At 67.7% G+C, this 20,502-nt stretch carries 21 protein-coding genes; 7 read left to right on the top strand and 14 right to left on the bottom strand.

Annotated features, from left to right (window positions below; all coding sequences use genetic code 11):
• The first annotated feature begins 39 nt into the window (after positions 1-39).
• Positions 40-963, top strand: coding sequence for a CAF17-like 4Fe-4S cluster assembly/insertion protein YgfZ (ygfZ, locus tag ACIPRI_RS13835; protein WP_446622025.1), 924 nt, complete (start codon positions 40-42; stop codon positions 961-963).
• Positions 964-1,141: 178 nt separating this feature from the next.
• Here the strand turns inward: ygfZ and ACIPRI_RS13830 are convergent, their stop codons facing one another.
• A complete protein-coding gene (locus ACIPRI_RS13830) occupies positions 1,142-2,011 on the bottom strand; it encodes a YbgC/FadM family acyl-CoA thioesterase (protein ID WP_446622024.1) in 870 nt (289 codons plus the stop codon).
• Positions 2,012-2,021: 10 nt separating this feature from the next.
• Positions 2,022-2,975, bottom strand: coding sequence for an alpha/beta hydrolase (locus ACIPRI_RS13825; protein WP_446622023.1), 954 nt, complete (start codon positions 2,973-2,975; stop codon positions 2,022-2,024).
• 118 nt (positions 2,976-3,093) lie between these two features.
• Between ACIPRI_RS13825 and ACIPRI_RS13820 the strand changes: the two genes are divergently transcribed.
• Positions 3,094-4,230: an iron-containing alcohol dehydrogenase gene (locus ACIPRI_RS13820; protein ID WP_446622022.1), complete on the top strand. Its 1,137-nt coding sequence runs from the start codon at positions 3,094-3,096 to the stop codon at positions 4,228-4,230.
• A 7-nt stretch (positions 4,231-4,237) separates the two neighbouring features.
• Here the strand turns inward: ACIPRI_RS13820 and ACIPRI_RS13815 are convergent, their stop codons facing one another.
• Positions 4,238-5,224 (bottom strand): Bug family tripartite tricarboxylate transporter substrate binding protein, encoded by a 987-nt coding sequence (locus tag ACIPRI_RS13815; protein WP_446622021.1) that lies wholly within the window; start codon positions 5,222-5,224, stop codon positions 4,238-4,240.
• 97 nt (positions 5,225-5,321) lie between these two features.
• Here ACIPRI_RS13815 and nthA point away from each other — a divergent pair, with 97 nt between their 5' ends.
• From nthA to ACIPRI_RS13800, 3 genes are read left to right on the top strand one after another with little or no spacing between them, the layout of a single operon-like run.
• Entirely contained in the window at positions 5,322-5,990 is a 669-nt protein-coding gene (gene nthA / locus ACIPRI_RS13810) for a nitrile hydratase subunit alpha (RefSeq protein WP_446622020.1), read from the top strand.
• Complete coding sequence (gene nthB, locus ACIPRI_RS13805) at positions 5,978-6,643, top strand: nitrile hydratase subunit beta (RefSeq protein ID WP_446622019.1); 666 nt, start codon at positions 5,978-5,980, stop codon at positions 6,641-6,643. Before nthA ends, nthB begins: the two co-directional genes overlap by 13 nt.
• A complete protein-coding gene (locus ACIPRI_RS13800; protein WP_446622018.1) occupies positions 6,640-7,002 on the top strand; it encodes a nitrile hydratase accessory protein in 363 nt (120 codons plus the stop codon). Before nthB ends, ACIPRI_RS13800 begins: the two co-directional genes overlap by 4 nt.
• On the opposite strand, the gene ACIPRI_RS13795 is transcribed toward ACIPRI_RS13800, so the two are convergent.
• The 11 genes from ACIPRI_RS13795 to ACIPRI_RS13745 form a co-directional block, all read right to left on the bottom strand.
• A complete protein-coding gene (locus tag ACIPRI_RS13795) occupies positions 6,999-7,220 on the bottom strand; it encodes a hypothetical protein (RefSeq protein WP_446622017.1) in 222 nt (73 codons plus the stop codon). The two genes, ACIPRI_RS13800 and ACIPRI_RS13795, sit on opposite strands and share 4 nt — an antisense overlap.
• Before the next feature lie 48 nt (positions 7,221-7,268).
• Entirely contained in the window at positions 7,269-8,339 is a 1,071-nt protein-coding gene (locus tag ACIPRI_RS13790) for a phospholipase (RefSeq protein WP_446622016.1), read from the bottom strand.
• Positions 8,340-8,371: 32 nt separating this feature from the next.
• Positions 8,372-10,771: a Tex family protein gene (locus ACIPRI_RS13785; protein WP_446622015.1), complete on the bottom strand. Its 2,400-nt coding sequence runs from the start codon at positions 10,769-10,771 to the stop codon at positions 8,372-8,374.
• Between the two features lie 117 nt (positions 10,772-10,888).
• Entirely contained in the window at positions 10,889-11,803 is a 915-nt protein-coding gene (locus ACIPRI_RS13780; protein ID WP_446622014.1) for a LysR family transcriptional regulator, read from the bottom strand.
• Between the two features lie 27 nt (positions 11,804-11,830).
• The gene (gene fdxA, locus ACIPRI_RS13775; protein WP_446622013.1) at positions 11,831-12,172 is read right to left on the bottom strand and encodes a ferredoxin; all 342 of its coding nucleotides are present in this window, start codon (positions 12,170-12,172) and stop codon (positions 11,831-11,833) included.
• A gap of 18 nt (positions 12,173-12,190) precedes the next feature.
• Positions 12,191-12,967, bottom strand: a complete 777-nt coding sequence (locus ACIPRI_RS13770) for an enoyl-CoA hydratase-related protein (protein WP_446622012.1) — start codon at positions 12,965-12,967, stop codon at positions 12,191-12,193.
• Positions 12,964-14,130, bottom strand: coding sequence for a CaiB/BaiF CoA transferase family protein (locus ACIPRI_RS13765; RefSeq protein WP_446622011.1), 1,167 nt, complete (start codon positions 14,128-14,130; stop codon positions 12,964-12,966). The genes ACIPRI_RS13770 and ACIPRI_RS13765 overlap by 4 nt, the downstream gene beginning before the upstream one ends.
• Complete coding sequence (locus ACIPRI_RS13760) at positions 14,127-15,506, bottom strand: FAD-dependent oxidoreductase (RefSeq protein ID WP_446622010.1); 1,380 nt, start codon at positions 15,504-15,506, stop codon at positions 14,127-14,129. Before ACIPRI_RS13760 ends, ACIPRI_RS13765 begins: the two co-directional genes overlap by 4 nt.
• A gap of 58 nt (positions 15,507-15,564) precedes the next feature.
• Positions 15,565-16,413, bottom strand: coding sequence for an ABC transporter permease (locus tag ACIPRI_RS13755; RefSeq protein WP_446622009.1), 849 nt, complete (start codon positions 16,411-16,413; stop codon positions 15,565-15,567).
• Between the two features lie 14 nt (positions 16,414-16,427).
• Positions 16,428-17,198 (bottom strand): ABC transporter ATP-binding protein, encoded by a 771-nt coding sequence (locus tag ACIPRI_RS13750; RefSeq protein ID WP_446622008.1) that lies wholly within the window; start codon positions 17,196-17,198, stop codon positions 16,428-16,430.
• 4 nt (positions 17,199-17,202) lie between these two features.
• On the bottom strand, positions 17,203-18,234 hold the full coding sequence (locus ACIPRI_RS13745; protein ID WP_446622007.1) for an ABC transporter substrate-binding protein: 1,032 nt from the start codon (positions 18,232-18,234) through the stop codon (positions 17,203-17,205).
• 214 nt (positions 18,235-18,448) lie between these two features.
• Here ACIPRI_RS13745 and ACIPRI_RS13740 point away from each other — a divergent pair, with 214 nt between their 5' ends.
• Positions 18,449-19,057, top strand: a complete 609-nt coding sequence (locus ACIPRI_RS13740) for a DUF2239 family protein (RefSeq protein ID WP_446622006.1) — start codon at positions 18,449-18,451, stop codon at positions 19,055-19,057.
• A gap of 143 nt (positions 19,058-19,200) precedes the next feature.
• Positions 19,201-20,499 carry an MATE family efflux transporter gene (locus ACIPRI_RS13735; RefSeq protein WP_446622105.1) on the top strand — a complete coding sequence of 433 codons (1,299 nt, stop codon included), beginning with the start codon at positions 19,201-19,203 and terminating at the stop codon, positions 20,497-20,499.
• Positions 20,500-20,502 lie beyond the last annotated feature (3 nt).

The following is a 20,502-nucleotide window of genomic DNA, read 5'->3' as shown; positions in this document are numbered from 1 at the left end:
CGCCCCGGACGGGTCGCGGCCGGCCATGATAATTCAGCGATGAACCCCGTCGTCCTCAATGGCGCCTGCGCCCTTCCCCACCTTGGTGTGATTTGTGCCGAGGGCCCCGATGCGGCCAGCTTCCTGCATGGCCAGCTGACCCAGGATTTCTCGCTGCTCGACGCGTCCCAGGCGCGCCTGGCCGCCCTGTGCACGGCCAAGGGCCGGATGATTGCCAGCCTCATCGGCATCCGGCCGCAGCCCGAAACCATCCTGCTGGTGTGCAGCCAGGACATCCTGGCCGCTACCTTGAAGCGCCTTTCGATGTACGTGCTGCGCGCCAAGGCCAAGCTGCGTGACGCCAGCGCCGAGTACCTGCTGTTCGGCCTGGCCGGCACGGCGCTTGCCAGCAACGGTATCGATGCCGGCGCGGCACCCGGGCAGCGCAGCGTGGCCGGCGCCGCAAGTGTTGTGTCGCTCTACCCGGCCGATGGCGTGCCGCGCGCGCTCTGGATCGCGCCGGTTGGCACCCCGGCGCCGGAAGGCCCCGAACTGGACCTCGCGTTGTGGCAATGGACCGAGGTGCGCAGCGGCGTCGCCACACTGACGGCGCCGGTGCTCGACGCCTTCGTGCCGCAGATGCTCAACTACGAGTCGGTGGGCGGGGTGAACTTCAAGAAGGGTTGCTATCCCGGCCAGGAAGTCGTGGCGCGCAGCCAGTTCCGCGGCACGCTCAAGCGCCGTGCCTACGTGGTGCGGGCCGAGGCGCCGGTCGCCGCCGGGCAGGAGGTGTTTGCCGCCCAGGACGCCGAGCAGCCCGTCGGCACGGTGGTGCAGGCGGCCCCGGCACCAGACGGCTCCTGGGCCGCCATCATTTCCATGCAGATCGCCGCCCTGCAAGCCGGTGATCTGAAGGTGGGCGGGCCGCAGGGCGTGGCCCTGGCGGTGGAGCCCCTGCCCTATCCGCTGCTGGCGGACCTCTGAACGAAAAAAATCCCCGGCGAGCGCGATGCCTGCCGGGGATTCGAAATCCCCCTGACTCCCCTCCTTGGGTGGTCATTGCTTCTTCTCGATGTGTGACAGCACGCGGCCAATTGAATCAATTTTTGACAAAGTTGAACATCGGACAAGGCGTCAAGGGGCCGGGGAAGATTCCGAAGGATCAAAGCGCCCGCTGCATCTCGATGTGCGCAATCCCGGCCTCTTCGAAAGGACTCCCGCTGGCCACATAGCCCAGTCGCAAATAGAAGGCCTCAGCGCTGCGCTGCGCATGCAGGCGCACTTCGCGATCGCCGCGGGCGCGGGCCGCGTCTTCCAGCAGGCGCAGAACCTGCGCGCCCCAGCCGCCGCCGCGCAGGCCGCGGTGCACTGCCATGCGGCCGATGCGGGCCAGGCCCGGCGTCTCCCCGGAAAGCAGCCGGCCCGTGGCCACAACCTTGCCCAAGCGGTTGCGTGCCACGCCGTGCACGGCCACCGCGTCGTGTTCGTCCCATTCCATTTCGGCCGGGATGCGCTGCTCGCCGATGAAGACCTCGCGGCGCAGCTCGCCGGCGCCCTCCCCCAGTTCATCCCAGGACCCAGCCTTCAACTCGCACACCGGTGCACCGGCTTCGTAGTCGGTGAAAAGCTGGCGCAGCAATTGAGGCACCGGGCGCGAGGTCTGCGTGGCCGGGTCGGCGAACACATAGACCAGCTCGCTGGACACCAGCAACTCGTCGCCGCGGAACAAGCCGCCCTCGAACAGGATGGAAGAACTCCCCACGCGCGCGCAGCGCATGCCGACTTCGAGCATGTCGTCGATCCGCGCCGATGCGTTGAACTCGATGGTCGCCTTGCGCACGTACAGGTCGCCCTCCAGCGCAAGCATCGACTCCTCGTAGGGCAAGGCCAGTGCGCGCCAGTAGTCGGCGATGGCCGTGTCGAAGTACATCAGGTAGTGCGCGTTGAAGACGATCTTCTGCATGTCGACTTCGGCCCAGCGAACGCGCAGGCGGTGGAAGAAGCGGAAGTCGGATTTCTTGGGCTGGGTCATGGTGCTTGTCTCAGTGCTCGTGGTGAAATGCCTGGCGCAGGGCATTGGCGGCATCGGCATGCGCCTGCAGGGCTTCGGGAATGGCGCGGCCCATCTTGATGAACTCGTGGGTCACGCCGCGGTAGATCTCCAGGTCGACCGGCACGCCGGCGGCGCGCAGCTTGTCGGCATAGGCGATGCCTTCGTCCACCAGCGGGTCGACCTCGGCCAGGCCGATCCAGGCCCGGGCCACGCCTTCGACGTCGTCGGCGTTCAGCGGCGCGAAGCGCCAGTCGTCGCGGTCTGCGGCGGCGCGCACGTACTGGCCGAAGAAGTAGCTGATCAGCGCTTCGGTCAGGATCGGCGCGGCGGCCAGCGTGCGGTGCGAAGGCGTGTCCTGGTGGGCCGTGGTGCCGGGATAGAACAGCAGCTGCAGCGCAAGGCGGATTCCCGCATCGCGCGCCGAAATGGCGCACATCGCCGCCAGCGTGCCGCCGGCGCTGTCGCCGCCGACCGCGAGGCGGCTGGCGTCGATGCGCAGCGCGTTGTCGGCGCCCTGCCCTGCGATGGAGGCGAAGGCGTCCCACGCATCGTCGGCCGCGGTCGGAAACTTGTGCTCGGGCGCCAGGCGATAGTCCACGGACACCACCGCGCAGCCGGCCTTCAGGCTCAGCACGCGGCACAGTGTGTCGTGCGTGGCGATGCTCCCAACGGTGAAGCCGCCGCCGTGAAAGTACAGCAGCACCGGCAGGCGCTCCTGCGAAGGCGCGTACAGGCGGGTGGGCAGCGCATGGCCGTCGCGCGCCGTGATGGAGAAATCCTCGACGCGTGCGAGCTCGGGCTTGGGCACTTCCAGCACGCCGGCGCCCTTCTCGTAGGCTGCCTTCGCCTGCTGCGGCGTGACGGCGTTCAGGGGCGGATGGCCCGCGCGCTGCATGCGTTCGACAACGCCGGCCATCTTCGGCGTCAGTACGGGCAGCTTCATGAGGCGGGCGTGTCGCCCAGGCGACGGCGGCGTGCTGCCGCAAGGGTTTTGTTCATGGCTTCGGGGAGACGAGGTTTGTTAGATTGAGCGGCTCGAATCGTACCGTCCACTAAAAGCCATGGCGCTCATCCAGTACCTCACGCAGATCCAGTTCGAATTTGGTGCCATCCAGCACCTGTCCGCCGAGTGCGCGCGCGTCGGCATCAACCGGCCGCTGATCGTCACCGACGCCGGTGTGCGTGCCGCCGGCATCCTGCAAAAGGCGCTGGATGCGCTGGGCGACCTGGAGGTGGCGGTGTTCGACCAGACACCTTCCAACCCGACCGAAGCCGCAGTGCGCGCCGCTGTCGAGGTCTACCGCACACAGCGCTGCGACGGCCTGGTCGCGGTGGGCGGCGGCTCGGCCATCGACTGCGCCAAGGGCGTGGCCATTGCCGCCACGCACGAAGGGCCGCTCAAGACCTACGCCACCATCGAAGGCGGCTCGCCCAAGATCACCGACAGGGTGGCGCCGCTGATTGCGGTGCCCACCACCAGCGGCACCGGCAGCGAGGTGGCGCGCGGCGCCATCGTGATCGTCGACGACCACCGCAAGCTGGGCTTTCACAGCTGGTTCCTGATGCCCAAGGCCGCCATCTGCGACCCGGAACTCACGTTCGGCCTGCCGCCGCGGCTGACGGCCGCCACCGGCATGGATGCCATCGCGCACTGCATGGAGACCTTCATGTCGGCCGCCTTCAATCCGCCCGCCGACGGCATCGCGCTGGACGGCCTGGAGCGCGCCTGGGGCCACATCGAGCGCGCCACCAATGACGGCCAGGACCGCGAGGCGCGCCTGAATTTGATGAGCGCATCGATGCAAGGCGCCATGGCCTTCCAGAAAGGCCTGGGCTGCGTGCATTCGCTCAGCCACAGCCTGGGCGGCATCGATCCGCGCCTGCACCACGGCACCCTCAACGCCCTGTTCCTGCCGGCCGTGATCCAGTTCAATTCGGGCGCGGAGTCGGTGCAGAAAGACCGGCGCCTTCAGCGCATGGCCGGCGCGATGCACCTCGATTCGGCCGGCGACCTGGGTGTGGCCATCCGCGACATGAACGCGCGCCTTTCCCTGCCCAGGGGCCTGGCCGAGGTGGGCGTCACGCCCGATATGTTCGAGAAGATCATCGACGGCGCGATGGTCGACCACTGCCACAAGACCAACCCTCGCCTGGCCACGCGCGAGGACTACCGCGGGATGCTCGAAGCCTCGATGTAGGGCTGGCCTAATCGGCCTTGACGCCGGCGCGGCGGATCACGTCGCCCCACTTGCGTGTCTCGGCGGCGATGAAGGCGTCGAACTCCTCCGGCGTGCTGCCGGCCGGAAAGGTGCCCATGGCATCCAGCTTGGCCCGGGTCTCGGGCAACTGGATGATGCGCGCCACCTCCTCCGACATGCGCTTGACGATCTCGCGTGGCGTGCCGCGAGGGGCCAGCATGCCGGCCCAGGTGCTGCCGGTGAAACCGGCAAAGCCTTGCTCGATGAAGGTGGGCACCTCCGGCACTGCCGGCAGGCGCTTGTCGCCCGCCACGCCGATCAGCCGCACCTTGCCGGCCTTGCCCTGGTTGATGAGGCCGGTGGGCGCGTCGAAGAAGAGCTGGATCTGCCCGCCCAGCAGGTCCGTCAGCGCCGGTACCGCACCGCGGTACGGGATGTGGATCATGTAGGTGCCGGTCAGCGCCTTCCACAGCTCGGTGGTGAGGTGTGCGGCCGAACCGTTGCCCGATGAGCCGAAGCTGATCTTGCCCGGGTTGGCACGCGCATAGTCGATCAGTTCCTTCGCCGTCTTGAAGGGCGCGTCGTTGTTCACCGCCGCCAGCAGCGGCGATACGCCCATCAGCGAAACGCCCACCAGGTCCTTGGCCGGGTCGTAGGGCAGCTTGGGGTACAGCGTGGTGTTGGCGGCGTAGGCGGCGATCACCACGCCGAAGGTGCTGCCATCGGGTGGCGCCTTGGCCACCGCGTCGACGCCGATCTGGCTGTTGGCGCCCGGCTTGTTGTCGATCACCACCGGCTGCCCCAGGCGCGCCTGCAGGCCCGGCTGCACCAGCCGCGCCATCTGGTCGGTGAAGCCGCCGGGCGTGTAGGGAACGACGATGCGGATCGGCTTGCTGGGCCACGCCGGCTGGGCCAACGAGGGCGACGCCAGCGTGACGGCGGCGGCGCCGGCGGTCAGGTTGAAGGCGCGGCGGGTCAGGCGGTGCTGGGGCATGTCTTGTGTTTCCTTCTTTCTTGGTGCTGTGGGGCATTCTGAAAGGCCCGCAACGTTGCAGCGCCCAGGGTTTGCCCGTGAGGATTAGCATTCGCGCATGGCACATGACGACCACGATCACGACCACGCGCATCCTCACGATCACCCCCACGATCATGACGCGCACAGCGAACTCGGCGAGATGGACCTGCGCGTGCGCGCGCTCGAAAGCGTGCTGGCCGAAAAGGGCTACATCGACCCGGCCGCCCTCGATGTCCTGATCGACACCTACCAGACGAAGATCGGCCCGCGCAACGGTGCCCGCGTGGTGGCCCGCGCCTGGGTCGACCCCGGCTTCCACGATTGGCTGCAGCGCGATGCCACGGCCGCCATCGCCTCGCTGGGCTTCACCGGCCGCCAGGGCGAGCACATGGTGGCGGTGTTCAACGACGATTCGCAGCACCACATGGTCGTGTGCACCTTGTGCAGCTGCTACCCCTGGCCTGTGCTGGGCCTGCCGCCCACCTGGTACAAGAGCGCGCCCTACCGATCGCGGGCGGTGCGCGATCCGCGCGGCGTGCTGGCGGAATTCGGTGTGCAATTGCCGCCCGGCAAGGCCATCCGCGTCTGGGATTCAACCGCCGAACTGCGCTACCTGGTGGTGCCGCAACGGCCGGCCGGCACCGAGGGCTGGAGCGAGGAACAGCTGGCCGAGCTGGTGACGCGCGATTCGATGATCGGCACAGGCCTGCCGCGCCAGCCAGGAGCCGCGCCATGCGCTACCTGAGCCATGCCGACCTGGGCGGGCGCGATGTCCCGGGCGCCATCGTTCCCGAGCCCGAGAGCGACATCTTCCATGGCAACTGGGAGGCGCGCGCATTGGCCCTCACCCTGGCCATGGGCGCCACCGGCAGCTGGAACATCGACGCCAGCCGCAGCGCACGCGAGACCCTGCCCCACTACGCCCGGCTGAGCTACTACCAGATCTGGCTGGCCGCGCTGGAGAAGCTGATGGCCGAGCGCGGCCAGCTCCTGCCCGATGAGATCGAGGCCGGACGCGCACTCCACGTACCGCCACCGGTGAAGCGCGTGCTGAGGGCCGCGGACGTCGCGCAGGCGCTGGCCAAGGGCTCGCCCGCCGAGCGCGCGGCCACGCAACCGGCGCGCTTTTCCGGCGGTCAGCAGGTACGCACACGCGCCGGCCATGTCGAGCACCACACCCGCCTGCCCGGTTATGCCCAGGGCAAGCGGGGCACCATCGAGCGCGTGCACGGCATGCATGTGTTTGCCGACGCGAATGCGCAAGGGCTGGGCGAAGCGCCTCAATGGCTCTACACGGTGCGCTTCGATGGCGAGCAACTCTGGGGTGCGGCGGCGCAACCGGGCCTCAGTGTTTCCATCGACGCCTGGGAAAGCTATCTGGAACCGATCGAGCCATGAAGCCATCCGCCGAACTTTTTGCCGGCATGCCACGCGACGGCAGCGAGCCCGTCTTTCGTGAGCCCTGGGAGGCGCACGCCTTTGCCATGGCGGTGTCGCTGCACGCGCGCGGCCTGTTCAGCTGGCCCGAGTGGGCGCAGGCCCTGGCCGAACAGATCGCCGCGGCCCGGGCTGGCGGCGATGCCGACCTCGGCGACACCTACTATCGCCACTGGCTGGCCACGCTCGAGGCGCTGGTGGCCCGCAAGGGCGCAAGCAGCGCCGAGGACCTGGTGCGCTACCGCGAAGCCTGGGCGCGTGCCGCCGAGCGCACGCCGCACGGCCGGGCGATCGAGCTGCGCCCGCTGGACTTCAACTAGCCCTTCTTGCCCCCGAAGACCAGCAGCGCGCCGCCCACCACGATCACGGCCACGCTGGCCCAGGTGGGAAAGATCACGTTCTCCTGCTCCTTCACCGACAGCTCGATCGAGCCGAGCTTCAACTGCTTCGTTTCCTTGGTGAAGCTGAAGCCGCCGGTGCCGATGCCGGCGATGCCGGCCACGATCAGGATCAGGCCGATGATGCGGGTCACGGTCATGGTGAATTTCTCCTCACGCAGTCGATGGATGATGGCACTGGCCGGACCTTACAGCGGCAGCACGTCGCGCGCATCGCCGGGTTCCAGCCATTGGGCAAATTCGTCGGCCAGCTGCTGCGCCTGTGCCGCAGCCTGGGCCCACACCTTGGCGCGCGCCGCGCCGTCGTTGCCGTAGCGCGCGAAGTCGTTGCGGTCGGGCAGCTTGCCATTGGGCAAGGTGCGCACCCATTCCGGGTTCGGGGCCAGCACCACCATGCGGTCCAGGTAGGACGTGCTCTGGTGCCGCCACTTGAGGCCCTTGTCCAGCCAGCCCGGCACCACCGCCTTCTGGAAGTGCGGATACAGGACGATGCCCTCGTCGTTGCTGTAGTTCAGGTGCAGGTGGTAGTCGGTGATGCCGCCGTCCCAGTAGGCGCCGGGCGGCGCGCCGGGAATGTCGTGCACCGCTTCCAGCATGAAGGGAATGGAGCAGGATGCCTGCAGTGCCGCCTCGAAGTTCGCCTCGGTCAGCTCGACCTGGCGCGAGCGGAAGTCTTGCGTCGCAAAGGGCAAGGCCGCGCCGGGCGTGGAGAACACCACCCGCTCCAGCCAGGCGCCCAGCGACTTGCGCCGCACGCTGTTGGTGATGAAGGCGCCCAGGTAGCCGAAAGGCGTGCGCGCCGCGCCCTCGCGGCCCAGGATGTGGCGCCCGCGCGCGGTGATCACGTGCAGGCTGTAGCGCGGGTTCATCAGCACTTCGCCGCTGCGCCCGCCGTAGAACTGGCGCAGGCCATCGCCGAACTGCGCGCTGACCTGCTTGGCCGTCAGCCGCTTCTGGCCGGCCGGCAGCTCGAAATGCTGGTGCACGTAGCCATGCTCGAAATCCTGGAAGGCCTTCACCGAATCGTGCAGGCAGGCATTGGCCAGCCGCCAGGCACCGATGGATGCGCCCACCAGGTGCACTGGCTGGCGGGAGCGCTCGAGCCACTCACCGAAGATGAAGCGGTCGATCGGCCCCAGGATCAGGCCCTTGGGCCCGCCTGCAGCACCTGGAACCACGCGCACGTCCTGCGGCCGCAAGCCCTGCGCCTCGATGTGCTGGCGCGCCAGCGGGCCGGCATAGATGCGCAGGGCTTTCATGCGGCGGCCGCTACGCAGGGCGTGGTCATGAATTACTTGCGCAGGCCCTGCAGCTTGGCGAAGGCGTTGGCCATCTGGCTGGAGGGTTGCGGCGAGTTGTCGCGGCGCTGCTGTTGCTGCCCGCGCCCTGCCCCCTCGAAGCGGTTGTCGCGCGGGCCATCGCGCCGCGCTGGGGCCGCGTCCAGCTTCATCGACAAGCCGATGCGCTTGCGCGCCACGTCCACTTCCATCACCTTCACCTTGACGATGTCGCCGGTCTTCACCACCTCGCGCGCATCGTTGACGAACTTGTGGCTGAGCTGGCTCACGTGCACCAGGCCGTCCTGGTGCACACCCAGGTCGATGAAGGCGCCGAACTGGGCCACGTTGCTCACCGTGCCCTCGAGCACCATGCCTTCCTTCAAGTCGGCAATGTCTTCCACGCCGTCGTTGAAGCGCGCCACCTTGAAGTCCGGGCGCGGGTCGCGGCCGGGCTTTTCCAGCTCGGAGAGGATGTCCTTGACGGTGATGACGCCGAACTTCTCGTTGGCAAAGAGCTCCGGGCGCAGGGTCTTGAGCATGTCGGCGCGGCCCATCAGCTCGGCAACCGGCTTGCCGGTCTTTTGCAGGATATCTTCCACCACCGGGTAGGTCTCGGGGTGCACGCCGGTGATATCCAGCGGGTTGCTGCCGCCGCGCACGCGCAAGAAGCCCGCGCTCTGCTCGAAGGTCTTGGCGCCGAAGCCGGTCACTTCCAAGAGCTGCTGGCGGCTGGCAAAAGCGCCGTTGGCCTCGCGCCAGCGCACCACGGCCTTGGCCACGCTGCCTGACAAGCCCGACACGCGGGACAAGAGCGGCACGCTGGCCGTGTTGAGGTCCACGCCGACCGAGTTCACGCAGTCTTCCACCACCGCGCTCAGGGTGCGCGCCAGCTCGCTCTGGTTCACGTCGTGCTGGTACTGGCCGACACCGATGCTCTTGGGGTCGATCTTCACCAGTTCGGCCAGCGGGTCCTGCAGGCGGCGCGCGATGCTGGCGGCGCCGCGCAGGCTGACGTCCACGTCGGGCATTTCCTGGCTGGCGAATTCGCTAGCGGAATAGACCGAGGCACCCGCCTCGCTTACCACCACCTTGTCGATCTTCAGCTCCGGCTGGCCGGCCTGCGCCGCCATCTTGGCCAACAGCTTGATGAGGTCGGCCGCCAGCTTGTCGGTCTCGCGGCTGGCCGTGCCGTTGCCGATCGCGATCAGGTTCACGCTGTGCTTGGCGCACAGCTTGCCCAGGGTGTGCAGGGACCCTTCCCAGTCCTTGCGCGGCTCGTGCGGGAACACGGTTGCGGTATCGACCAGCTTGCCGGTGGCGTCCACCACCGCGACCTTGACGCCGGTGCGGATGCCCGGGTCGAGCCCAAGCACCACGCGCGGACCGGCCGGCGCGGCCAGCAAAAGGTCGCGCAGGTTGTCGGCAAAGACCTTGATCGCCACCTTCTCCGCATCTTCGCGCAGCCGGGTGAAGAGATCGCGTTCGCTCGACAGGCTCAGCTTCACGCGCCAGGTCCAGGCCACGCACTTGCGGATCAGGTCGTCGGCGGCGCGGCCGGCATGGCTCCAGCCCAGGTGCAGCGCAATCTTGCCTTCGGCCAGCGACACCGCAGGTGGCGCTTTCACGTCTTTCGGCTTGCTTGGCTCGGGCTCGGGAGGCAGCACCAGCTTGGCGTCCAAAATTTCCAGCGCACGGCCGCGGAACACGGCCAGCGCACGGTGCGAGGGCACGCGGCCGATCGGCTCGTCATAGTCGAAATAGTCGCGGAACTTCGCCACGTCCGCGTTGTTCTCGTCCTTGCCGGCGGCCAGGCTGGACTTGAGCAGGCCGTCGTTCCACAGCCATTCGCGCAGGCGTTGCACCAGCACCGCGTCTTCCGCCCAGCGCTCCGACAGGATGTCGCGCACGCCGTCGAGCACGGCCGGCACGGTGGAGAAATCCGGGCCCGGCTTGCCGTCGTCCAGCGTCTCGGCCGGCTTCAGGAAGGCCTGCGCCTCCACCGCCGGATCGAGCGTCGGGTCGGCCAGCAGCTTGTCGGCCAGCGGCTCGATGCCGGCTTCGCGGGCAATCTGGCCCTTGGTGCGGCGCTTCTGCTTGAACGGCAGGTACAGGTCTTCCAGCTCCTGCTTGGTCGGCGCGGCCTCGACGGCGGCGCGCAACTCGGGCGTGAGCTTGCCCTGCTCGTCGATGCTTTTGAGCACCGCGGCGCGCCGATCTTCCAGTTCGCGCAGGTACGACAGGCGCGCTTCGAGCTCGCGCAGTTGCACGTCGTCCAGGCCGTCGGTGGCTTCCTTGCGGTAACGGGCGATGAAGGGGACTGTGGCGCCGCCGTCGAGCAGGTCGACGGCCGCTTTCACCTGGTGCTCACCAACCTTGATTTCGGCGGCGATCTGGCGAAGGATTTTCTGCATGTCTGAAGCGAGGCATTGGCACCTGCCACCCGTGAGCGGAAGCGCCTTTCGGAGATAAAGCGGGCAAGTTTGCCACAGGGTGCGGGTAGGCGACGGCGGCCGCCGAGGCCGTCGACGTCACAGCGCGGCAGCCACGGACTCGAGCTGCGACAGCCTGCGCGCCATGCGCCCGACGAAGTTCTGCGTGACATGCGGCAGCACCCGCTGCGTCGGCACCACGATGCCCACCTGGAGTTCGTTGAGGGCGGGCAGCTCGAAGGGCCGCCACAGCAGCTCGCCGCGCTTGAGTTCCTCGATGAAGGCGATCTTGGAGAAGCAGGAAATGCCCTTGCCGCCCATGATCAGGCGCTTGAGCAGCGGCGTGGAATTGCAGGTGGCGGCGGGCTCCATGTTGTCCCAGAAATCCGCGAACTCGGGTGAGGACGAGGCGCTGATGACCGGGTGCGAGCTCGAGCGAAGAAAAGGAAACTGCGCGCAATCCTTCAGCGAGAGCACGTCGAACTTGGCCAGCGGGTGCCCGGGCGGCATCACGATCCCGATCGGCAGGTGGGCCAGATTCATGGCCCGCACGCCACCCGGCAGCCGGCCGACAAAGCACAGGCCCACGTCCGCCTGGCCCGACATCACCATTTGCGCCACCTCCATCGGTTGCGTCGAAGTGATGGTGTAGGTGACGGCGGGAAAGAGCTGCAGGAATTCCTCGACCGCCGAGGGCAGCAGCTCCTCGAAGAAGGAATCCATGGCCGCGACTTTCACGTGGCCGGTGCGCTCGCCCTTGAGCGCATCCAGCTCGGTGCGCATCACCTGGAACTGGTGCAGGGTTTCCTGTGCGTGCTTGAGCAGGCGCTCACCGGCCGGGTTCAGACGCAGGCCGTTGGGCATGCGATCGAACAGCTCCACGCCCAGCTCGTCCTCCAGCTTGTGGATCTGCCGGTTGACGGCACTGGCCGCCACGTAGAGCCGCTCGGACGCCTTGCGCACCGAGCCGCAGGCCGCCACCTCGATGAAATACTTGAGGACGCTGGCGTGCATCAGCCGGCCCTCCCCTGGCCCCAGCGGCTAGGCGGCGGCGCGGACCGCGATCGGAATGATCCGCGCGATGGCGGGATGGTCACAGGCCACGCGCTTGCCATCGGCGCCGCCCGGCGAGTCCAGGCCGCTGACTTCGACGCCGAAGAACTCCCGGTTGATGGCGGTGAAATGCGCGAGCTCGGATGGCAGCCGGGACTCTTCAAAAATGGCTTGTGTCGGGCAGGCCGACACGCAAACGCCGCAATCGATGCATTCATCGGGGTGAATGTACAGAGTACGGCCGCCTTCGTAGATGCAATCGACCGGGCAGACCGGCACGCAGGCGCCGTCCTTGACGTCGATGCAGGCGGTGGTGATCACATGGGCCATGGCGCGCGCTCCTGCCCTTCAACGGCCCTGCCACTGCGGCTTGCGTTTCTGCTGGAAGGCCAGCACGCCCTCGTTGGAATCTTCCGATTGCAGCGCCGCCACCAGCGCCGGCAGGCGCATGCCGTGGGCTTGGGTGGGCGACAGTTGGCCGGTCTGGCGCACCACCTGCTTGATGGCGCGCAGGGACAGCGGCGCGCAGGCCAGCAGCTGCTGCACCCAGCGTTGCGCGGCGCCATCCAGCTCGACCCGCGGCACCACCTCGTTGACCAGGCCCATCTCCAGCGCTTGCCGCGCCTTCACCCGCTGGCCGGTGAGCATCATGCCCATCGCCTGGCGGTACGGAATCTGCCGCTGCAAGAGCAGCATGCCGCCGTCCAACGGCAGGCGGCCCACCAGCGGCTCGGGCAGGCCGAAGCTGGCTTCCTCGCAAGCCACCACCAGGTCGCAGCCCAGCACCATCTCGAAGCCGCCGCCCAGGGCAAAGCCGTTGACCTTGGCGATCACCGGCACGTTGAGCGTCTCGCGCAGCGCAATGCCGCCGAAGCCGCCGGGCCGGCTGGCAGCCCAGTACTCGACGCCCTTCAGGTTGGTGGTGTTCTTCAGGTCGGCACCGGCGCAGAAGGAGCGCTCGCCGGCCCCTGTCAGCACCACCACCCGCACGTCGTCGCGCTGCTCGATGTCTTCCCAGATGCGGATCAACTGCGTCTCGGTCGGCAGGTCGACCGCGTTCAGCACCTCGGGCCGGTCGATGGTGACCGTGGCCACATGGTCCTTGACTTCGTACAGAACGCTCACGATGCCATCTCCCACAGGGCGCGGGCCTCGGCCAGCACCTCTTCGGTGTGCTCGCCCAGGCGCGGCGGTGCGCGCCGCAGGCCGGCCCTGGCGGCCGACATGCGGATCGGGCTGGCGATGAACTTGAGCGGCCGCTGCGACGGCGTCGCGCCCTCCAGGATCATCTCGTTGTGCAGGGTTTGCGGATCGACCAGGGCTTCGCGCATGTCGCGCACCGGGGCCGACAGGAGGTCCTGTTCTTCCAGCCGGGCCAGCCAGTATTCGCGGGTGTTGCTGGCAAAGCGTTCGCGCAAGATCGCGTGCAGCTCGGCCTTGTGCTTGAACTGGGCTTGCAGGTCGGCAAAGCGCGCGTCCTGCGACAGGTCCTCGATCTGCAGCGCGGTGCAGATGTCGCGCAGGGGGTGCGTCTTGAAGGCGCCCACCAGCACCAGGGCGCCGTTCTGCGTATGAAAGACGCCCGACAGCGGCATGGCGGCCCAGTTCACCTCGGAGTCTTCCATCATGACCATGGCGGCTTCCTGCATCTGCATGGCCAGCATGGAGTTGTAGAGCGACACCGAGATCTTCTGGCCCTCGCCGCTGCGCTCGCGCTGCAGAAGCGCCATCAGGATGCCCTGCACCATGTGCATGCCGGCGGTGTAGTCGGCCAGCGCCGTCGGGTAGATCGAGACCGGCACCGACTCGTCGGCGCGGCGCGCCATCACGCCGGTGAGGGCCTGGGCCAGCACGTCCTGCCCGCCCTTGTGGGCATAGGGCCCGGTTTCACCAAAGCCCGTGCCCACCGCGTAGATGATGCGCGGGTTGAGCTTCTTGCAATCTTCGTAGCCGAGGCCGAGGCGCTCCATGACACCGGCGCGGAAGTTGTTGGTGACCACGTCGGCGTCGGCGATCAGGGCCTTCACCAAGTCCATCTGGGCCGCGTCGCGCAAGTCGATCTCGACGCTGCGCTTGTTGCGGTTCAGGCTGCAGAAGATCGGGTTGTCGTGCCCGGCGACCGGCGCGAAGGTGGAGCGGCTCAGATCGCCCGCCCCCTTGCGCTCGATCTTGATCACGTCGGCGCCATGGTCGGCCAGCATCTGGGTGCAGACCGGGCCCATCATGACCTGGGTGAAGTCGATCACGCGGATGCCGTCGAGCGGCAGTTGGCTACTTTGAATGCTCATGCAGCCTCCGCGAAGGAACGTGCCAAGGCTGGCACATCGGCATTGGGTCCCTTCTGGTCACCCGGGTCCGCGCCCTGGGCGCGCAGGGTGCGCTGCAGTTTCGCGACATCGACATGGCGCACCGCCACGCCGGCGTTCAGCGCCAGTGCCGCAGCGGTGCCGGCAGCCTCCCCCATCGCCATGCAAGGCGGGATTTCGCGCGAGATCTTCTGCGCGGCCGAGGTCGACGAGTAGTGGCGTCCCGCCACCAGCAGGTTCTCGACGCTGCGCGGAACCAGGGTGCGATAGGGGTAGTAGTAGTCGCGGCCACGGGCCACGCTGTCCTCGAAGCGGGTGCGCTGGGCCACGTCTTCCTTGCTCATCACGTACTCGCCTTCCAGCAGGCGCGTCTGGCGGATGCCGGTCTGCGGCGCCATGTCGATGAGATAGCAGCCGGCAAAGCCCGGCAGCTTGCCGCGGATGAACTCGATCACCTTGTGGATGGTGGCGCGGCCTTGCACTTCGGCGCGCGTCAGGTCGGCCACCTTGAGCCCGTCCAGGCCCGCCATGTGCGGGCAGTTGCACCACACCACGCCGGGCAGCGGCGTCTTGAGCCACCACGAATCCCAGGCGCCGCCCAGGAGGTGCTTGACCTCGCGGTCGATCGCCAGGAACGCGGCCGGCTCCTCGTGCTCGAAGCGCTCGGCTTCATCCGTATCGACGCCGCCCAGGCGGAACACGGTGGTGACGATGTAGGCCCCGCTGATGTGCGGCGCGCCGGCCGAAGCCGCAACGTCCAGGTCGCCGGTGGCGTCGATCACGACCTTGCCCAGGATGGCTTCGCGCCCGCTCTTGGTCTCGCAGACCACGCCCTTGACCTGGCCATCCTCCACCAGCGTGCGCGAGAACCAGGAATGCAGGCGCAAATCGATGCCGGCCTGCTGCACCATCTCGAGCGAGGCGCGCTTGAAGGCGTCCGGGTCGAAGGCGGCGGCAAAGCAGATCGGGTGCGGCTTCTCCTTGCTGTGAAAGTCGAAGGTGCCCCAGCGCTTCCAGCGGCGCACCGACTCGGGCAAGGTGCCCCAGTCCTTCTGCCTGGGATATTCGGCCAGGCCGCGCGCGGCCATGCGCTCGATCATCTCCATGCAGATGCCGCGCACCGAGATCTCCTGCAGGTGGCTATCCCACATGTCGTCCAGCACCAGCACCATGCCGCCGGAAGCCAGGCCGCCCAGGTGGTTGTAGCGCTCCAGCAGGGTCACGCTGGCGCCATTGCGGGCGGCAGCCAGCGCGGCCGCCTGGCCGGCGGGGCCGCCACCAACCACCACGACGTCCGACTCGGCTGCGACACGGATTTCGTGCGCGCTCTCATGCATCCAGTCGCCAATTCGGCTCATAGAAAACTCCTAGTGAAATGAAGGATGGGAGCGGCACGCCGGGCGCCACTCCGGGTGTTCAATGGCTGCTTTCGGGCTGCCAGCGGATGACCCAGCGCTCGGCCAGAGTCACGAGAAGGAAGAACAGGCCCGACAAGGTGGCGCTCATCACGATCGCGGCATAGAGCAGCGGCGAATCGAAGTTGAAGGTGGCCTGCAGGATCATGGCGCCGATGCCCACCGTGGCACCCACCCATTCGCCCACCACCGCGCCGATCACGCTCATCGAAGCCGCGATGCGCAGCGCAGAGAACAGATAGGGCAGCGAATTGAGCAGGCGCAGGCGGAAGAAGATCTCCCACTTGCTGGCCGACAGCACCCGCATCAGTTCCATCGCCTGCGGGTTCACCGACTCCAGCCCGCGCACCATGTTCACCAGCGTGGGAAAGAAGCACACCAGCGCCGCAATCGTGATCTTGGGCTCCATGCCGTTGCCCATGATCAGCACCAGCACCGGGGCCTTGGCCACCAGCGGAATGGCGTTGAACATCAGCACCACCGGAAAGAAGATGTCCTGCAGCGCCTTGTTGTGCACGAACAGCGTGGCGATCGCGATCGCCGCCAGATTGCCCAGCAGAAAGCCGCCGGCCGCCTCCATCGCGGTGGGCAGCAGGTTGTCCAGCAGCACCGCCCGCTTGGCGTAGAGCGTCTCCACCACGGCCCAGGGCGTGGGCGCGATGAAAGGCTTGACGTTGAAGATGACGATCACCGCCCACCACAGGGCGATGAGGCCGGCGATTCCCAGGGCCGGCAGGATGCGTCGGCGCCAGAGCTTGCGGCGCCGCGCGGCTGCCCAGGCCAGGTATTCCGGATCGCTGGATGCCGTATTCAGCACCGGCAGCGCCGTGTCCAGTGAACTCGTGGTCATGTGTTGTGTCTCCCTCAGCAGGTTTCGAGCACGCGCCGCAGATGGGCGGTGAGCTGCACGAACTCGGGCGTTTCGCGGATGTCCAGCGTGCGGTCTTCCGGCAGGTTGACCGGCACGATCTCGCGCACGCGCCCCGGATTGGCCGCCAGCATCAGCACCCGCTGGCCCAGGTAGGCCGCCTCGTGGATGCTGTGGGTGACAAAGAGGATGGTCACGCCGGTCTCCTTCCAGACGCGGCGGATCTCCTCGTTGAGCCGGTCGCGCGTGATCTCGTCCAGCGCGCCGAAGGGCTCGTCCATCAAGAGGATCTTGGGGTCGCTGGCCAGCGCGCGGGCGATCGAGACCCGCTGGCGCTGGCCGCCCGACATCTCGTGCGGCCAGGCGTTGGCGCGGTCCTTCAGGCCCACCAGTTCCAGGAGTTCCTGCGGCGAGCGGCGGCCCTTGCGGCTGGCGCCGCCGCCCACCTGCAGCGGCAGCTCCACGTTCTGCAGCGCGGTGCGCCAGGGCAGCAGGGCCGCGTCCTGGAACACGAAGCCGATGTCGCGCTTCATGCGTGCCGCCTGCGGCGTGGCGCCCAGCACGTCGATGCTGCCGCGGCTGGGCGACAGCAGATCGGCGACCACGCGCAGCAAGGTGGACTTGCCACAGCCCGAGGGCCCCAGCAAGGTCAGGAACTCACCTTGCGGCACTTCGAGGTCCAGGCTCTTGATGGCCGTGACGTCGCGTCGCTCGGTGAAGAAGCGCATGCCGATGTCGCGGCAGGCGATCGCAGGTGTCGCGGACATGGCGTCAGGCCTTGTTGATGCGCGCGCCTGCCGTGGCCTTGAGCGCGTCCAGGGTCATCACGTCTTCCAGCTTGGGCGTGCGCGCGGTGAACTGGCCCAGCTCCGAATAGGTGGAAATCTGCGATTGCCAGACCGCCGGGTCCATCGTCCCCCAGCCCTGGGTCTGCGCCAGGCCGCCCAGGGCGTAGTCGAGCATCACGTCCAGCGCCACGCGCTCGTCCTCGCGCTTGAGGTTGGGATACTCCTTGACCAGCAGTTCCGCCGCCTGGTCGCGGTTGGCGCGCGCATGCTGCCAGCCGCGCGAGGTGGCGCGCAGGAAGGCCTCGACCATCTTGGGCTGCGATTCCAGCGTCTTGATGGATGCGTAGTAAGGCAGGCCGTAGAGCTGGACGCCGGCATCCCACAAGGTCATGTCCACGCGGTCCGGGCCCAATGCCTTGAGCGCGGTGGTGCTGGTGAGCCAGCCGGTGACCACGTCGACCTGGCCGGTGAGCAGCGGCGCCATGTCGGAGCCGACGGTAACCACCGTCACGTCCTTCTCGGCGATCTTGTTCTTGGCCAGGAGGGCGCGCAGCAGGATGGCCGCGGTGGAAGGAATGCCGACCTTCTTGCCCACCAGGTCAGCGGGTTTTCTCACCGGGTTCTTGGCCAGCGAGAAGAAGGTGAAGGGGTGCTTTTGCGCACCGACGGCAAAGCACTTGATCGGCAGGCCCTGCGACACCGCCAGCATCACCGAGGGGCTGGAGGACACCTGCCCCACCTCGTAGCGCCCCGAGGCGACGATGGCCACGCCATCGATGTTGGGACCGCCGGGCTGCACCGCGAAGTCGATGCCTTCCTGCTCGTAGAAGCCCAGGCGTTTGGCCACAATCTCGCCGGCCTGATTGACACTGGGAATCCAGCCCAGCTGCATGTTGACGCGGGCCTTGCCCTGGGCCAGCGCTTCGACCGAAAGAAGGCCGCCCGCCGTGAGGCCGGTGGCCACGAGCGAGGCTTTCAGGATGGCGCGGCGGGCGGGATCGCAAGAGTGGGTCATGACGGTTTCCTGGTTGTCTTTGCAGTTGCGAGAAATCACGTGGAATCGGTGTGTTGTCGTCTTGAAGCGCGAACGAAATTTAGAAGTTGCAGCCGTTCGCGCAAAGCATCGTTTTTAGGAACGGGCGGTCGAAAAATTAGTGCGAGTAGAAACCCGAATTCACTGCACATCTTTATTTAATCCGGGTAGAATGAACGCACTTCTGGAGGAAGCCATGCCATCAGAAACACCATCCGATGCCCCCGCAACACCCGACTCTTCGCCCCAGCACGTGAGCGCCTTCGCCGGCTTTCAGCGCATTGCCAGCGGCCCTGCCGCCGAGGTGATCGCGGGGCTGCGTGCCACGGCACCGCCGCCCGATGTTCTGGTGCGCGTGTTCGACGACGCCACCGGCACGCGGCTGGACCTGGACCTGCGCCCGCAAGCCGCAGACGAGCCATCCCCTGCCCCGACAGCGCCGGCCACGCCGCCGCCGCGCGCCGTCGGGCGCCCGCGCCTTGGCGTGGTGGCGCGTGAAGTCACCTTGCTGCCACGCCATTGGGAATGGCTCAATCGCCAGCCCGGCGGCGCCTCGGTGGCGTTGCGGCGGCTGGTGGACGAGGCGCGGCACGTGCATCGCGAGCGCGATGCGCTGCGCGCCGCGCGTGAAGCCACCTATCGCGTGATGACCGAGATGGCGGGCGACCTGCCCGGCTTCGAGGAGGCGGCACGCGCCCTGTTTGCCGGCGACGGCAAGCAATTTCAATTGCTCATCGACCCCTGGCCGGAAGACCTCAAGACCTATCTGCAGCAGCTCTCGGCCGCTGCCTGGAATCCTTCATGACGAACTCGACCCCGGCCTCCGGCGCGCAGACAGCGCCGGTGCCAGGCGCTGCGCCCTCGGAGCAGCAGCCGCCCCACCACCCTGCCACCATCAGCCCCGAAATCCGGCCTTTGTGGAAGACCTTCCTGGCCTTTCTCGCGCCCATGCTGCTGTCGAACATCCTGCAGTCGATGTCCGGCACCATCAACAACATCTACATCGGCCAGATGATCGGCGTGGATGCGCTGGCCGCGGTGTCCGGCTTCTTTCCGGTGATGTTCTTCTTCATCGCCTTCACCATTGGCCTGGGCGCCGGCGCTTCGGTGCTGATCGGCCAGGCCTGGGGCGCGCGCGAGCGCGAGAAGGCGCGCGCCGTGGCCGGCACCACCTTGACGGTGGGCGTGCTGTTCGCGCTGGCCGTGGCCGTCTTCGGTGGCGCCTTCACGCAGCCGATGCTGCTGCTCCTGGGCACGCCGCCGGACATCCTGCCGGACGCCACGCGCTATGCCCGCATCATCCTGATCGCGATGCCGGGCCTCTTCGTGTTCCTCTTGTCCACCGCGATGCTGCGCGGCGTGGGCGACACGGTGACACCGCTGTACACACTGGTGATTTCCACGCTGACCGGCCTCATCGTCACGCCGGCACTGATCCGCGGCTGGTTCGGCCTGCCACAGATGGGTGTGACCAGCGGCGCCTGGGCCACGGTGGTGGGCTTCAGCATCGCCACCCTGTGGCTGGCTTTTCATTTGCGGCGCAGCAAGAGCCCGCTGGCGCCGGACGCCGACTTCATGCGGCACCTGCGCATCAAGCCCCAGCTGCTCAAGGGCGTGCTGAAGGTGGGCGTGCCCACCGGCGTGCAGATGATCGTGGTGGCGCTGGCCGAGCTGGCCCTGCTCTCCTTCGTCAACGGCTACGGCTCGGCCGCCACGGCAGCGTATGGCGCGGTGAACCAGGTGGTGGCGTACGTGCAGTTCCCCGCCATCTCGATCGCCATCACCGCCTCCATCCTCGGCGCACAGGCCATCGGGGCCGGGCGTGTCGACCGGCTGGGCGCCATCACCCGCACCGCGCTGCAGATGAACGTGGTGCTGACCGGTGCGCTGGTGCTCCTGGGCTATCTGCTGTCGCGCCAGCTGATGGGCCTGTTCATCACCAGCGAGCCGGTGATCGAAGTCGCGCAGACGCTCTTGCACATCATGCTGTGGAGCTGCGTGCTGTTCGGCATGGCTGCGGCGCTGTCGGGGATCATGCGCGCCAGCGGCTCGGTGCTCGTGCCCACCGCCATCTCGATCTTCTGCATCCTGCTGATCGAGCTGCCCACCGCCTGGTTGATGAGCCGGCAGATCGGACTCAACGGCGTGTGGATTTCCTACCCGGTGGCCTTCGCTGCCATGCTGGCGCTGCAGGCGGCGTACTACCGGCTGGTTTGGCGCAAGAAGGCGATCCGGCGGCTCATCTGACGT

The organism is Variovorax sp. LARHSF232, from assembly GCF_052871435.1.
Note: the sequence above shows the minus strand (reverse complement) of the source record. Positions and strands in the feature narration are given on the sequence as shown.

Excerpts from the sequence above, each read along its gene's own strand:
- ygfZ (WP_446622025.1), top strand. The coding sequence starts at position 40 with ATGAACCCCGTCGTCCTCAATGGCGCCTGCGCCCTTCCCCACCTTGGT.
- ACIPRI_RS13830 (WP_446622024.1), bottom strand. The coding sequence starts at position 2,011 with ATGACCCAGCCCAAGAAATCCGACTTCCGCTTCTTCCACCGCCTGCGC.
- ACIPRI_RS13825 (WP_446622023.1), bottom strand. The coding sequence starts at position 2,975 with ATGAAGCTGCCCGTACTGACGCCGAAGATGGCCGGCGTTGTCGAACGC.
- ACIPRI_RS13820 (WP_446622022.1), top strand. The coding sequence starts at position 3,094 with ATGGCGCTCATCCAGTACCTCACGCAGATCCAGTTCGAATTTGGTGCC.
- ACIPRI_RS13815 (WP_446622021.1), bottom strand. The coding sequence starts at position 5,224 with ATGCCCCAGCACCGCCTGACCCGCCGCGCCTTCAACCTGACCGCCGGC.
- nthA (WP_446622020.1), top strand. The coding sequence starts at position 5,322 with ATGGCACATGACGACCACGATCACGACCACGCGCATCCTCACGATCAC.
- nthB (WP_446622019.1), top strand. The coding sequence starts at position 5,978 with ATGCGCTACCTGAGCCATGCCGACCTGGGCGGGCGCGATGTCCCGGGC.
- ACIPRI_RS13800 (WP_446622018.1), top strand. The coding sequence starts at position 6,640 with ATGAAGCCATCCGCCGAACTTTTTGCCGGCATGCCACGCGACGGCAGC.
- ACIPRI_RS13795 (WP_446622017.1), bottom strand. The coding sequence starts at position 7,220 with ATGACCGTGACCCGCATCATCGGCCTGATCCTGATCGTGGCCGGCATC.
- ACIPRI_RS13790 (WP_446622016.1), bottom strand. The coding sequence starts at position 8,339 with ATGAAAGCCCTGCGCATCTATGCCGGCCCGCTGGCGCGCCAGCACATC.
- ACIPRI_RS13785 (WP_446622015.1), bottom strand. The coding sequence starts at position 10,771 with ATGCAGAAAATCCTTCGCCAGATCGCCGCCGAAATCAAGGTTGGTGAG.
- ACIPRI_RS13780 (WP_446622014.1), bottom strand. The coding sequence starts at position 11,803 with ATGCACGCCAGCGTCCTCAAGTATTTCATCGAGGTGGCGGCCTGCGGC.
- fdxA (WP_446622013.1), bottom strand. The coding sequence starts at position 12,172 with ATGGCCCATGTGATCACCACCGCCTGCATCGACGTCAAGGACGGCGCC.
- ACIPRI_RS13765 (WP_446622011.1), bottom strand. The coding sequence starts at position 14,130 with ATGAGCATTCAAAGTAGCCAACTGCCGCTCGACGGCATCCGCGTGATC.
- ACIPRI_RS13760 (WP_446622010.1), bottom strand. The coding sequence starts at position 15,506 with ATGAGCCGAATTGGCGACTGGATGCATGAGAGCGCGCACGAAATCCGT.
- ACIPRI_RS13755 (WP_446622009.1), bottom strand. The coding sequence starts at position 16,413 with ATGACCACGAGTTCACTGGACACGGCGCTGCCGGTGCTGAATACGGCA.
- ACIPRI_RS13750 (WP_446622008.1), bottom strand. The coding sequence starts at position 17,198 with ATGTCCGCGACACCTGCGATCGCCTGCCGCGACATCGGCATGCGCTTC.
- ACIPRI_RS13745 (WP_446622007.1), bottom strand. The coding sequence starts at position 18,234 with ATGACCCACTCTTGCGATCCCGCCCGCCGCGCCATCCTGAAAGCCTCG.
- ACIPRI_RS13740 (WP_446622006.1), top strand. The coding sequence starts at position 18,449 with ATGCCATCAGAAACACCATCCGATGCCCCCGCAACACCCGACTCTTCG.
- ACIPRI_RS13735 (WP_446622105.1), top strand. The coding sequence starts at position 19,201 with ATGCTGCTGTCGAACATCCTGCAGTCGATGTCCGGCACCATCAACAAC.